This window comes from Streptomyces sp. MS06 (assembly GCF_047200655.1).
Taxonomy (GTDB): domain Bacteria; phylum Actinomycetota; class Actinomycetes; order Streptomycetales; family Streptomycetaceae; genus Streptomyces.
Genome location: NZ_JBJZOJ010000009.1, coordinates 35,994 through 49,270 on the forward strand (window position 1 = coordinate 35,994; position 13,277 = coordinate 49,270).

The following is a 13,277-nucleotide window of genomic DNA, read 5'->3' on the forward strand; positions in this document are numbered from 1 at the left end:
GCGCGCATCGGTGAGTACCCGTACCTAGACGCCGAGATGAGTAGCCGCGCGGATGGGCCTCCACCTGCGGGAACGAGAGAGTGGAGACACGGGGAAGGGGTACGGCCCGGGTACCGGCGACACGGGGCGCCGGAACGCGGCCGCCCCCGATCCGCTCCTTCCGCCGGCCGTGGCCGGCGGGAGCGAGACACGGGGGGATCCCGGGGGACGACCGCGAAACGGGGGCTCCCCACCGGGGGAACGCACGGGGCACGGGGAGGAAGTGCCGGTACCGGGGTGGCCCACGGCCACCGCGGGCCGGCGCCTTCCCGTCCCGCCCCGCTCAGCGGTCGCCGCTCACCCGCCCCTGGAGCAGCCGGGACAGCGCCGCGTGCACGTCGTCCAGGGACCGCTCCGGCTGGAAGGCCTTCCAGTCCAGTGCCGCCACCAGCACCATGCCGACCAGCGCGGCCGCGGTCAGCGGGATGTCGATCTCCTCGCTGAACTCACCGCTCGCCACCCCCTCGCGCAGCACCCCCTCGACGACGGCGACCGCCTCCTGGCGGACCACCATCAGGGTGGACTGCCAGGCCCGGTTGGTCCGCCACAGTTCGGCCACGTACAGCTGGGTGAAGGCCGGGTAGCGGTCGATGAAGACCAGTCCCGCACGGATCATCGCGTCCAGGGCGGCCACCCTGCCGCCACCCTGCCGCGCGGTCTCCTCCGCCGCTCTGGTCAGGGAGGCGGTGAGCAGCCCCACGCCGTGCCGCAGCAACTCCTCGAAGAGGACCGACTTGCTCGCGAAGTTGTAGTAGACGGTGCCCTTCGCGACCCCCGCCCGTTCGGCGATCTCGTCCACCGTGGTGGCGGAGAACCCCTGCTCCGCCATGAGGGTGACTGCCGCCTCGTAGAGCTTCCGGCGGGTGGCCTCGCGGCGGGAGCGGCCGCCCGGCGTGGTGACGCTGTCCATGGTCCCGATTCTCACAGGAACACGTGCCTGCGCGGGGGCCGGTCCGGCTCCGGATGCGGCCGATCCGGGGCACACCCGTCCGCCCCGTCCGCCGGCCGGAGCGGGATCCACCGGTCCGCGGGCCGGTCGCGGACGGCGGGACCGGCCCGCGGGAGGTCCGGACCGGACGGCCGGCCCCGGGCCCTGCCGTGCGCTCCGGTCCCGGTAAAAGCCCAGGTCGGAACGGATTGTCAGTGCCATACCCCACGATGAGGGCATACGGCACCCGGTGACCGGGCCCGCCGTCACCCAGACGACAGGAGGTTCGTCATGGCCAGCTCCCGTGCTGCGGCCGCCCACGGGCGGCGCGCCGGCGGCCCTGCACCCTCACCGGCCGGCCCGGCGGGCGACGTCCACCCGGTGCTGCGCCGCTCCTCGGCCCCGCCCGCCGCCCTCGACCTGCTCGCCCAGGCCCGCGCCGGACTCGACGAGGCCACCGTCCTGGACACCCCGAACGAGCGCTACGCCGCGGCCCACCTCGCCGCCCTGCGCACCGCCGCCGCGGTCCTGGCCGCGCGGGGGCGGCCGGAGCCCACCGCCCGCAGGCGGGCCAGGATTCGCAGCGCCTGGGAGGTGCTGCCCGAGATCGCCCCGGAACTCACCGAGTGGAGCGCGCTGTTCGCCTCCGGGGCCGGGCGCCGCGCCCGGGCCGAGGCGGGCATCCGGGGTGCCGCCCGCCGCCGGGACGCCGACGACCTGATACGCGACGTGGCGATGTTCATCCGCCTGGTGGAACGCATGCTCACGCTCCAGCCGGCCCTCCCGCAGCCCCGCCGGGACACCCCGGAGCCGGACCCCGGCCCGGCCCGCCGCAGCGATCTGCCGGCGTCCCGCGACGGCATGCCGGACGTCGGCTGAGCGTCCACCGGGCGCAGGCTGGGCGGCCACCCGGTCGCCGCCCACCGCGATGACCGGGCACCGCGCCGAAGGCAATAGGGTGGAGAGCGCCTGAAGCCTTGCCCCGCCCGCCCCGGGACGGGCAGGCCCGTCGATCGCGCCGCCGGGCAAGCGGCGGTGCCGCGCCGAGGAGTCAACTGCCGTGTCGGACCCGATGCGCCCGCCAGCCCCGCACCACCAGCCACCGCAGGCGTCTCTGCGCTCCGACCCCTCCCGCCCCCGCGCCTCGCTGCGCACCGCAGTGGTCTGGGAGGTCCTCCAGGACGCCCTGGAACAGCGCGTGAAGGCCACCGGCCGCCCGGTGCTGGACGTCCTGGACACCGGAGGCGGCAGCGGGCGGTTCGCGGTGCCGGCCGCCCGGCTCGGGCACCGCGTCACCGTCGTCGACCCCAGTCCCAACGCCCTCTTCGCACTGGAGCGCCGCGCCGCCGAGGCCGGCGTCGCCGACCGGGTGCGGGGCGTGCAGGGCGATGTGCACGGCCTCTTCGACGTCGTGGAGCGCGGCGGCCACGACGTGGTGCTGTGCCACGGCGTCCTGGAGTACGTCGACGACCCCGCCGAGGGAGTCCGCAACGCCGTCGCCGCGCTGCGCCCGGACGGCGTGCTCAGCCTGCTCGCCGCCGGACTCGGGGGAGCCGTGCTCGCCCGCGCGCTCGCCGGCCACTTCACCGAGGCCAGGCAGGCCCTGCAGGACCCGGACGGCCGCTGGGGGGACGGCGACCCGATGCCGCGCCGCTTCACCACCGACCAGCTCACCACCCTGGTCGAGGGCGCCGGACTGCGCGTCCGGGCCGTGCACGGGGTGCGCGTCTTCGCCGACCTCGTCCCCGGTGTGCTGGTGGACACCGAGCCCGGCGCGCTGGAGGCGCTGCTCAAACTGGAGGAGGCCGCCGCCGAACTCCCGGCCTTCCATTCGGTCGCCACCCAGATCCACGTACTGGCCGGGACCGGGGAGCAGGCACGGGCCTGACGCGCAACCCGGGCCGCCCCCCGCTGATCAGGGCCGGGGCGGGGCATGGACTGCGCCACAGGACCTCCGTTCGGGGTGCACGCGCCGTATGATCGGGGGAGACCGCCCGGCATGACGGGTCGGCCGCCGGGGAATGGAAGCCTCAGCGAGCCGGCACGCCCATGGCGGATCCCGGTTGGCCAATTGGCGTAGAGGGGCGGGTTTCACGGGGGCGATTCCCTGCCTATCCTGAAGGGACCCCCCGGGTCGCCCCGGCGACTGCACGATGAGGAGGACTCCGTGCCGCTCTCGGAGCACGAGCAGCGCATGCTCGAGCAGATGGAGCGAGCGCTGTACGCCGAAGATCCCAAGTTCGCGTCGGCGCTCGAGGGAAGCGGGCTGCGTACGTACACCCGGCGGCGGGTCTACCAGGCGGTCGCGGGCTTCCTCGTGGGTATCGCGCTTCTCATGGCCGGAATGGTCGCCAAGCAGGTGTGGCTCAGCGTGGTCGGTTTCCTGGTCATGCTGGGCTGTGCGGTGCTCGCGGTGACCGGCTGGCGCAAGGCGCCCAAGCCGGGCGAACAGACCGGCACCGGCACCGGCACTGGCACCGGCAGCGCCGCTCAGCCGCGGCGCCAGAGCCGTCCCAAGCGTTCCGTGATGGACCGGATCGAGCAGCGCTGGCAGCGGCGCCGCGACGAGCGGGACGGTCACTGACCGCCCTCCCAGTCCCTGAGACGACAGCCCACCCAGGACACCGTCCCCGAGGGGGGTGACCACCGCTCCGGTGGTCACCCCCCTCGGGCGTGCACCGGCCCTCTCGGGCGTGCACCGGTCGAACGGGTGGTTCCGAGGGCTCCGCCCCGGCCCGCCCCGGCCCGGCCCGAGCGGAAGCACCGGTGGGGGAGCCGGCAGCAGACCCGCCGGAGGGCTCGGCGGGAGCGGCCCTCGGCAACCCACACGCCTGGCACCGGACACGCCTGGCACCGGACACGCCCGGCACCGGTCCTGTCCGGTGGTCACCCCCGGCGCCGGGCATGACCACCGGAGCGCGTCACCCCGACCGCTGGCCGGAGGGCCTCCGCAGCACCAGCGCCGTCCAGCGGCCCGCCCAGCGCGTCCGCAGCGCGGTCCAGCGGTCCGCGGCGTCCCAGAGCGCCCGAACGGCCGAACGCGGCGCCACCACCGCGCGGACCCGCGTCGACCAGCCGACTCCGGACCTCAGCGCCGCGCGGAGCCGGCGCACCTCGTCCGCCAGCCCCGCCTCGGCACGCGGACGGGGCGCGTACAGCACCTGCTCCACCGCCCCGGCCACCCGGTGCACCGAAGCCGCGACCGGCTCCTGGAGGCGCCCCAGCCGGACGATCCGCGCCGCCGTCCCGCGCGGGGTCAGCGCCTCGTCCGGCGGGATGCCGTAGTCCCAGGCCGTGTCGATCAGCTCCCGCCACACCGCGAGGACATGCCCCGCGGCCGCCCGCGCGTCCGGCGGCGGCGCGGCCCCGGCCTCCCGGACGGTCACCTCCGGCGCCTGCGCGCCGGGCTCCTCGGCACGCTCCCCGCGCCGGCCCGGCCGGCCGCCCGGCGCGTGCCGCGCGGAGGCCAGCCGTACCGACCGCCGCCGGAGCCGCCACAGCATCGGCAGCAGGGGAAGGGCCAGCAGCCCCAGTCCCAGCAGGGACCAGCCGAGCAACTGCCACCACGGCGGTGCCGCGCCGTCCCGCTGCGCCTGGCCCGCCGGCACGGCACCGGAACAGGCGTCCAGCTTCTTGTCCTGCACCGAGCAGCCCGCCCCGGACGACGCCGAGGCGGACGGGCCCACCCCCGCCGACTGGGTGGACCGCGGCACGTCCGGAACACTGCTGCCCGGAATGTCCGGCATGGTGTACGAGGGGGTCGTGCCGCGGTTCGGGGTCGGCTCGAAACGGGTCCAGCCGACGCCCTCGAAGTACAGCTCGGGCCAGGCGTGCGCGTCCTTCAGCCCCACCGCGACGGTGCCGTCCGCCTGCGGGGAGCCCGGTGCGAAACCCACCGCGACCCGGGCGGGGATCCCCAGCGTGCGGGCCATCGCCGCCATCGCGAAGGAGAAGTGGACGCAGAAGCCCTGCTTGTCCCGCAGGAACCTCGCGATCGCGTCGGGACCGCTGCCGACCTCCACCTCCGTGTCGTACTGGAACCCGCCGTTGACGGCGAAGTAGTCCTGCAGGGCCACGGCCCGGTCGTAGTCGGTGGTGGCCCCCCTGGTCACCTCACGGGCGGTGCGCGCGACCACCGCCGGCAGCGAGTCCGGTACCCGGGTGTACGGGTCGCGGATGCTCTCGGGCGCCTTCGGCGCGGAGGCGAGCTGCTCGGCCGTCGGGCGCACGTCCAGGCTCGTCACCTCGTACGTCGCACCCCGGGTGGTCTGCCCGTGGTCGCCGACCAGGGCCATGCCGACCGGCTCGTACCGCCAGTTCCCCCGGACGCTCACCGAGCTGGGCGGGTACGGCATCGGCAGCCAGTCCTGGGCGTACCAGTCCGCCGCCGAGATGCGGGTGCGGACCTCGGAGCGCGGGATGTCCGCGGACAGGCCCGGCGGCGTGGGCAGCTGGTCCGGCACGGCGGTGATCTGCCGCTTGCCCGGCTTCCAGGTCGTCCCGTCGAACTCGTCCAACGACACGATCCGCAGGTACATGTCCGACAGGTTGTCCGAGGAGGTGCGCAGCACCATGACCGTGCGGTCCTCGTCGACGTTCAGGCTGTCCCGCAGCGACACCAGCGGGTTCACCGCGGAGATCGTGCCGCCGTCCCCGGTGCCCGACCCGACGCCGCTCCCCCTGCCCAGCAGGCCGTCCTGTATCGCGGGCAGCGGCAGCAGGGGCACCACGAGGGCGACGCCGAGCGCCACCGCACCGATACGCCGGCCGGTGCGCACCGGCGCCAGCGGCCGGGGCTGCCCACCGGGTGTGCGCGGGGCGCCGCCGAAGACCCGGCCCCACTGCGACAGCCGCTCGCGTCCCTCGGCGAGGAGCAGCATCAGATAGCCGGTCGCGGCGAACAGGAACCACAGCCAGTCGGCGGAGCCGTCGGAGAGGCCCGCCGCGACCGAGTACAGCGCCAGCAGCGGCAGACCGGCCGGGGCGGCGCTGCGGAAGGTCACCGCGAGGGCGTCCACCAGCAGCCCGACCACCAGCACACCGCCGACGACCATCAGGCGGATGCCGTCGGACTCCAGCGGCGCCGGGATCGCGTACCGCGCGACATCGTCGGACCCCTGCTGCAGCAGGTCGGCGAAGTGCTGGAAGGCCTCCGGCCCGGGGACGAAGCCGGCGACTGCCTGCTGCCGGGCGAACAGCAGCGTGAGCAGCAGCAGGGCGACCAGGGACTGCGCGGCCACGGTCAGCGGCCGGGCCAGCGGCACCCGCCGCAGCAGCACCCCCACCCCGGACTGGACGGCCAGCAGCATCGCCGCCTGCACGATCCAGGTCGCCGGGTCGACCAGCGGCAGCAGCGCGCACGCCGTCATCAGCGTGGCCGCCCAGGCCCACAGGGCCAGCCGGGCCCGGGTGCTGATCATCGTGTCTCCGTCCTGCCCGCGCCCCCGGCCGCCGGTGCGCCGGTGCGCTCGTGGTCGGCCTGGCGCCACAACGCCTCCAACGGTGTTCCCCGCGGCACGCTCAGGGCCGTCCAGCCCGCCTCCCGCAGCATCCGCAGCCGCTCCGCGGTCCGGTTCGCGGGCCCCGGCACGGTGTCGGTCTCCCGCCCCCAGTCGTCGCTGTCCAGGAGGAAGGCGATGGCCGCCCCGCTGCGCTGCCGCATCGGGGCGGCCACCGCCGCCTGCTCCTCGTCCAGATCGCCGAAGAACGCCACCAGCAGTCCCTCGTTCCCGCCGCGCAGCACGTCGTAGGCCCGCGACAGGCCGGTGCCGTCGGAGTGGCCGATCACCGCGAGGGTGTCCATCATCATGCCGGCCGCGTCGGCCGACTCCTGGCTGGCGCCCGCGAAGCCGTCGGCGCCCTCACCGGGGACCGAGCTGCCGGTGTCGGTCAGCAGCCGCACGGAGAAACCCCGCTCCAGCATGTGCACCAGCACCGACGCGGCGCCCGCCACCGCCCACTCGAAGGCCGAGTCCGGCCCGGCGCCGTGGAAGGCGGTGCCGCGGGTGTCGAGCAGGACGGTGCAGCGGGAGCGCTGCGGCTGCTCCTCCCGGCGCACCATCAGCTCGCCGTAGCGCGCGGTGGAACGCCAGTGCACGCGGCGCAGGTCGTCGCCGTAGCGGTAGCCGCGCGGCACCACGTCGTCCTCGCCGGCCAGCGCCAGCGCGCGCTGCCGCCCGTCGCCGTACCCCTTCGCCTCCCCGGTGAGCCGGACCGGCGGCAGCGCCTGCACGCGCGGGATGACGGTGAGGGTGTCGTGCGCGGAGAAGGAGCGGGTCAGCTCGCACATGCCGAACGGATCCGACAGCCGGAGCTGCAGCGGGCCCAGCGGGTAGCGGCCGCGCAGGTCGGAGCGGACCCGGTAGGACACCTCCCGGCGGCCGCCCGCCTCCACCCGGTCCAGCACGAAACGGGGACGCGGGCCGAGCACGTACGGCACCCGGTCCTGGAGCATCAGCAGCCCGGTGGGCAGCCGGGAGACGTTGTCCATCCGGAGCTGGACCCGGGCCTCGCTGCCGGCCGGCACCCGGCCGGGGGAGAGGCGGCGGCTCGCGGCCACCCGGTAGCGGGTGCGGTGCAGCACCGCCGCGCACACCAGCGGCAGCACCGCCAGCAGCAGCCCCACCCGCAGCAGGTCCGGCTGTCCCAGGACGTACGCGCACACGGCGGCGGCGAGGCCGGCGGCCAGGAAGGAGCGGCCGCGCGTGGTCAGCCCGGCCAGCACGGTGCGGACGCCGCCCTTCTCCCCCCGGTCGGCCTCCCCCCGCCCGGTGCCGCCGGCGCTCATCACGGCCTCCGGGGCGGCCGCTGCGGGTAGGCCGAGGCGGAGCCGCCGAGGCCGAGGGCGTGCTGCTGGGGCGCCGACGGCACCGGGGTGTGCTGGATGATCTCCTGCACGACCTGCTCCGAGGTGCGGCGGTTCAGCTGGGCCTGCGCGGTGGGCAGCAGGCGGTGGGCCAGTACGGCCACGGCGAGGGACTGCACGTCGTCCGGCAGCGCGTACTCCCGGCCGCTGAGGGCGGCGGTGGCCTTGGCCGCACGCAACAGGTGCAGGGTCGCGCGGGGAGACGCGCCGAGTCTGAGGTCCGGGTGGGTGCGGGTGGCGGCCACCAGGTCCACCGCGTACCGGCGGACGGTGTCCGCGACGTGGACCGCGCGCACCGCCTCGACCAGTTTCACGACGTCGTGTGCGTGGGCCACCGGCTGGAGGTCGTCGAGCGGGCTCACCCCGCCGTGCACGTCCAGCATCTGCAGTTCGGCCTCCGCGCTGGGGTAGCCGATGGAGACGCGGGCCATGAACCGGTCGCGCTGGGCCTCGGGCAGCGGGTAGGTGCCCTCCATCTCGACCGGGTTCTGCGTGGCCACCACCATGAACGGGTCGGGCAGCTCGTAGGTCTGCCCGTCGATGGTGACCTGGCGCTCCTCCATGGACTCCAGCAGCGCGGACTGCGTCTTGGGCGAGGCCCGGTTGATCTCGTCGCCGATGACGATCTGCGCGAAGATCGCGCCCGGCTTGAACTCGAAGTCGCGGCGCTGCTGGTCCCAGATGGACACGCCGGTGATGTCCGAGGGCAGCAGGTCGGGCGTGAACTGGATGCGCCGCACCGAGCAGTCGATGGACCGGGCCAGCGCCTTGGCCAGCATCGTCTTGCCGACGCCGGGCACGTCCTCGATCAGCAGGTGCCCCTCGGCGAGCAGAACGGTCAGGGTGAGGCGTACGACCTCCGGCTTGCCCTCGATCACCCTCTCCACCGAACTGCGGACCCGTTCCGCGGTCGCGGTCAGGTCCTCCCTCGCCCCCGCGTACGTTCGGTCGGGGGCACCCCCATGGCTCGCCTGCTCGTCATAGGTCGTCACCCGGCCCTCCTCGGCCCGTCACTTTCATCGGGCCGGCGCTCTGTGGCGCGAAACCGGCCCATCCCGCGGAACCACACGTGAAGAACTCCGTGTGACGCCACACCCCGCATTCTTGCTGCCGTTACCGATTCGTGTCACTCGCCTGTGGACAACTGACCCCGATATGTCAGGTCTTACGACTTTCTCTCATGTCCTCGCGCCGTCAAGTCGCCCCACAGGCGCCCGCCCGGCACCGCCTGCCTGCGCCGCCCGGGTACCCCGGCCGGCGGACGATTCGGACCGGCGCCGTGTCCGGGCCCCGGGCTCCGGTCACCCCGCGCCGATCTCCCGCAGCGCGTCACCGGGCGGGCCCCGCGGAAGCCGGTGCGGGAGCCGTCACGCCGATGACGTTACTGGTCACCGGCGATCCGGTCGCACCGCGGGAGGGGAAAAGCGTGTCATCACGCACACCGTGTGAGGTAAGCCACACGAGTGGTCCGAGTTCCGCCGTACGGGTGATCGACCCGGACCCGACGTGCCGCGGCCACGCTCACGCGCGACGCGCAGGCCGGTTGATTGACCGCGCGGCGGCGTGGACTAAAGTGACGCGAAGCGGGAGGCAAGGGCCTCCCTGCTGGACGGAAACCCCGTAGGACCACCCCCGCAGGACCCCGGCGTGCTGTCCGGAGATCTCCCACGCGCGCGGTGCGTGCGTACGGCCCGGCCTCCTCCCGCTCCCGGTCGGCCAACGCCCAGAGGCGCCGGTCGGCCTCCCCTTCCCGAGCGGGTGGGGACCCGGCGGTGCGCACGGTCCGTGCCGGACCTGAGAGGACGCCTTGACCGAGAGCCGACACGTCCCGGTGATGCTCCAGCGGTGTCTGGACCTGCTGGCGCCCGCGCTGGACCGCCCCGGGGCGGTGGTCGTCGACTGCACGCTCGGCCTCGGCGGCCACAGCGAGGCCCTGCTCACCCGCTTCCCCGAGGCGCGGCTGGTCGCCCTGGACCGGGACAAGGAGGCGCTGCGCCTGTCCGGCGAGCGGCTCGCACCCTTCGGCGCACGCGCCACCCTGGTGCACGCCGTCTACGACGAACTCCCCGACGTCCTCCACCGGCTCGGCGTCCCGCGCGTGCAGGGCGTGCTGTTCGACCTCGGAGTGTCCTCCATGCAACTCGACGAGGCCGACCGCGGCTTCGCCTACGCACAGGACGCGCCGCTGGACATGCGGATGGACCAGACGTCCGGCCTCAGCGCCGCCGAGGTCCTCAACACCTACCCGCCGGGCGAACTGGTGCGCATCCTGCGCGCGTACGGCGAGGAGAAGCAGGCGAAGCGGATCGTCGCCGCGATCGTGCGCGAGCGGGAGAAGGAGCCGTTCGCGCAGAGCGCCCGGCTGGTCGAGCTGATCCGGGACGCGCTGCCGCAGGCCGCCAAACGCACCGGTGGCAACCCCGCCAAACGGACCTTCCAGGCGCTGCGCATCGAGGTCAACGGCGAGCTCGCGGTGCTGGAACGGGCGGTCCCGGCCGCGGTGAAGGCACTCGACGTGGGCGGGCGGATCGCCGTCCTGTCGTACCACTCGCTGGAGGACCGGCTGGTCAAGCAGGTCTTCGCGGCCGGCGCCGCGACCACCGCGCCGCCCGGCCTCCCGGTCGTCCCCGAGCGCTACCAGCCCCGGCTCAAGCTGCTGACCCGCGGTGCCGAACTTCCCGGTGAGGAGGAGATCGCCGAGAACCGGAGGGCGGCCCCGGCACGGCTGCGCGGGGCCGAGCGCATCAGGGAGGACGTGGCGTGAGGCGGGCGGCGGCACGGCGCCGGCGGGCGGGTGACCGCGCACGGCCCGGAGCACCGAAGCGCGGGGAGGGGCAGTGAGCAGGACAGCGGAACCGAAGGGGCGCGCGGCCCGGCTGGCCCGCCTCCTGCCCGTCGCCACCGGTCCGGGGCGGGCGGCCCGCACCCCGTTCGTGGTGCTCGTCGTGCTGCTCCTCGGCGGCGGGCTCATCGGACTGCTGATGCTGAACTCCGCCCTCAGCGAGGGCTCCTTCGCGCTGGGCGACCTGCAGCGGGACACCAAGGCCCTCACCGACGAGGAGCAGGCGCTGCAGCGGGACGTGGACGCCTACTCCGCGCCCGAGGCGCTGCGGATCCGCGCCCGGGAACTCGGCATGGTGCCCGGGGGCGACCCGGCCTTCCTGGACCCCGACGGCACCGTCAGGGGAGTGCCCTCGCCGGCCGCGGCGGCGGACCGGCCGCTGGTCCTGGCCCCCGAGGCGATGCCCACCGCCACCGCGGCCCCCTCAGCGCCCGGCACCTCCACCACGTTCCCGCCCGCCACCGGCTCCCCGTCCGACCCGGCCGCCCCGTCGGGCTCCCCGGCTCCGTCGGCCTCGCCGGCCCCGTCGGGTTCCCCGGCCTCCCCCGCCCCGACGACACCCCCCGGCAGGTGACGGAAGTGGTCGACAGTTCCGGCAGGCAACCGCCCCGCCGCCGCGTACCCGGTCCGGCCCGCCCCGCCCGCGGCGGCGGGGCGCAGCGCCGGCCCGGCCCCGGCGCCAGGCCCGTACGGCGCCCGGCCCGGCCGCCCCGCCCGGTGCGGCCGGCCGGACCGCGGACCCTCAGACTGGGCCGCCCCCGGCCCCGGCTGCGGATGGTCGGTCTCGCGCTGACCCTGGTCATGACTGCCTTCGTGGTGCGGCTGCTGCAGGTCCAGGCGGTCGACGCGAGCACGTACGCGGCCAAGGCCGAGCAGAACCGGTACGTGGTGCACACCCTGGCGGCCGAACGCGGCGAGATCACCGACCGCTCCGGCGTGGCTCTCGCGACCAGCGTCGACGCCTACGACATCACCGCGGATCCCACGATGTTCACCCGCAAGCAGCTCAAGATCGACGACGGGCCGGAGCAGGCGGCCGCCCTGCTCGCCCCGATCCTCGGCCAGGACCAGGCGGCGCTCGTCGAGAAGCTCCGGCCCGAGAACGAGAAGCTGCGCTACGTCCGGCTCGCCCGCAGCCGCACCCCCCAGGTGTGGACGCAGATCAAGGACCTCAAGGCCGGACTCGCCAAGAAGGCCCGCGCCGACCGCTCCACCGTCAACGTGCTGGCCGGGGTCTTCGCCGACCCCAGCACCAAGCGGATCTACCCGGGCGGCGACCTCGCCGCCGGGACCCTGGGCTGGGTCAACGCCGACGGCCGGGGCGGCGGCGGCCTCGAACTCCAGATGAACCGGCTCCTCGCCGGCAAGGACGGCAGGATCCGCTACGCCCAGTCCGGCGGACTGCAGGTGCCCACCGCGGGCTCCACCGAGACGCCCGCCGTGCCCGGCAGCGACATCCGCCTCACCCTCGACCGCGACATCCAGTGGGCCGCCCAGAACGCCATCAGCGCGCAGGTGAGGAAGTCGAAGGCGGACCGGGGCTACGTCGTCGTGCAGGACACCCGCACCGGCGAGATCCTCGCCCTCGCCGACGCGCCCGGCTTCGACCCGAACGACCTGGCCCACGCCGACCCCTCCGCGCTCGGCAACCCCGCCCTCCAGGACGCCTACGAGCCCGGCTCCACGGCCAAGGTGATGTCGATGGCCGCCGTGCTGGAGGAGAACGCGGCCACCCCGCTCACCCACCTCACCGTGCCCAACCGGCTGCACCGCGGCGACCGCCTCTTCCAGGACGACATCGACCACAAGACCTGGTACCTCACCCTCAACGGCGTCCTCGCCAAGTCGTCCAACATCGGCACCATCATGGCGACCGGCCAACTCGGCGGTACGCAGGCCGAGGCCGACCGGGTGCTCTACTCCTACCTGCGCAGGTTCGGCATCGGCGGCGCCTCCGGGCTGCACTTCCCGGGCGAGACCGACGGCATCCTCGCCGAGCCCGGGAAGTGGTCCACCTCCCAGCAGTTCACGATCCCCTTCGGCCAGGGCTTCTCCATCAACGCCCTGCAGGCCGCGTCCGTCTACTCGACGATCGCCAACGGCGGCGTCCGCGTCGAGCCGACCCTGGTGCGCGGCACCACGGGGCCCGACGGGCGCTTCACCCCCGCCGCGCAGCCGAAGAAGAGCCGGGTGGTCAGCGAGAAGACCGCCACGGAGCTGGCCCGGATGCTGGAGTCCGTCGTGGACGACGAGCAGGGCACCGGCAAACGGGCCCGCATCCCCGGCTACCGCGTGGCGGGCAAGACCGGCACCGCCAACCGCGTGGATCCGGCCACCGGCAGGTACCACGGCTACACCTCGTCCTTCGCCGGCTTCGCCCCCGCCGACAAACCGCGCGTCACCGTCTACTGCGCCATCCAGAACGCCACCAAGGGAAGCTACTTCGGCGGTCAGATCTGTGGACCCATCTTCAAGCAGGTGATGGAGTTCGCTCTGAAGACGCTCCAGGTGCCGCCCACCGGTGCCGCCCCCGCGAACCTGCCGGTCGAATTCAAGCCGTGACCGGCACCGAGCCCGGCACCGCCGCCCCTGCCCAGACCGCC

At 74.8% G+C, this 13,277-nt stretch carries 10 protein-coding genes; 6 read left to right on the plus strand and 4 right to left on the minus strand.

Features of this window, described 5'->3' with window-relative positions; all coding sequences use genetic code 11:
- Positions 1–322 precede the first annotated feature (322 nt).
- Positions 323–949 (minus strand): TetR/AcrR family transcriptional regulator, encoded by a 627-nt coding sequence (locus ACL02U_RS06505; RefSeq protein ID WP_412789680.1) that lies wholly within the window; start codon positions 947–949, stop codon positions 323–325.
- Between the two features lie 309 nt (positions 950–1,258).
- On the opposite strand from ACL02U_RS06505, the gene ACL02U_RS06510 reads away from it, so the two are divergent.
- The 3 genes from ACL02U_RS06510 (at position 1,259) to ACL02U_RS06520 (ending at position 3,551) form a co-directional block, all read left to right on the plus strand.
- Positions 1,259–1,846 carry an SAV_6107 family HEPN domain-containing protein gene (locus ACL02U_RS06510; RefSeq protein WP_412789681.1) on the plus strand — a complete coding sequence of 196 codons (588 nt, stop codon included), beginning with the start codon at positions 1,259–1,261 and terminating at the stop codon, positions 1,844–1,846.
- A 181-nt stretch (positions 1,847–2,027) separates the two neighbouring features.
- Positions 2,028–2,855, plus strand: coding sequence for a methyltransferase (locus ACL02U_RS06515; protein WP_412789682.1), 828 nt, complete (start codon positions 2,028–2,030; stop codon positions 2,853–2,855).
- A gap of 279 nt (positions 2,856–3,134) precedes the next feature.
- Positions 3,135–3,551 (plus strand): DUF3040 domain-containing protein, encoded by a 417-nt coding sequence (locus ACL02U_RS06520; RefSeq protein WP_412789683.1) that lies wholly within the window; start codon positions 3,135–3,137, stop codon positions 3,549–3,551.
- Between the two features lie 337 nt (positions 3,552–3,888).
- Here ACL02U_RS06520 and ACL02U_RS06525 read toward each other — a convergent pair whose 3' ends face one another.
- Genes ACL02U_RS06525 through ACL02U_RS06535 form a run of 3 tightly spaced genes read right to left on the minus strand, consistent with a single transcriptional unit; the run spans position 3,889 to position 8,824 of the window.
- Positions 3,889–6,384 (minus strand): DUF3488 and DUF4129 domain-containing transglutaminase family protein, encoded by a 2,496-nt coding sequence (locus tag ACL02U_RS06525; RefSeq protein ID WP_412789765.1) that lies wholly within the window; start codon positions 6,382–6,384, stop codon positions 3,889–3,891.
- Positions 6,384–7,754 (minus strand): DUF58 domain-containing protein, encoded by a 1,371-nt coding sequence (locus ACL02U_RS06530; protein WP_412789684.1) that lies wholly within the window; start codon positions 7,752–7,754, stop codon positions 6,384–6,386. Before ACL02U_RS06530 ends, ACL02U_RS06525 begins: the two co-directional genes overlap by 1 nt.
- Entirely contained in the window at positions 7,754–8,824 is a 1,071-nt protein-coding gene (locus ACL02U_RS06535) for an AAA family ATPase (RefSeq protein WP_412789685.1), read from the minus strand. The genes ACL02U_RS06530 and ACL02U_RS06535 overlap by 1 nt, the downstream gene beginning before the upstream one ends.
- An 815-nt stretch (positions 8,825–9,639) precedes the next feature.
- On the opposite strand from ACL02U_RS06535, the gene rsmH reads away from it, so the two are divergent.
- From rsmH to ACL02U_RS06550, 3 genes are all read left to right on the plus strand, one after another.
- The gene (gene rsmH / locus ACL02U_RS06540; RefSeq protein WP_412789686.1) at positions 9,640–10,596 is read left to right on the plus strand and encodes a 16S rRNA (cytosine(1402)-N(4))-methyltransferase RsmH; all 957 of its coding nucleotides are present in this window, start codon (positions 9,640–9,642) and stop codon (positions 10,594–10,596) included.
- A gap of 73 nt (positions 10,597–10,669) precedes the next feature.
- Complete coding sequence (locus ACL02U_RS06545; RefSeq protein WP_412789687.1) at positions 10,670–11,248, plus strand: septum formation initiator family protein; 579 nt, start codon at positions 10,670–10,672, stop codon at positions 11,246–11,248.
- A 5-nt stretch (positions 11,249–11,253) separates the two neighbouring features.
- On the plus strand, positions 11,254–13,236 hold the full coding sequence (locus ACL02U_RS06550) for a peptidoglycan D,D-transpeptidase FtsI family protein (RefSeq protein ID WP_412789688.1): 1,983 nt from the start codon (positions 11,254–11,256) through the stop codon (positions 13,234–13,236).
- The last annotated feature ends 41 nt before the right edge of the window (positions 13,237–13,277 follow it).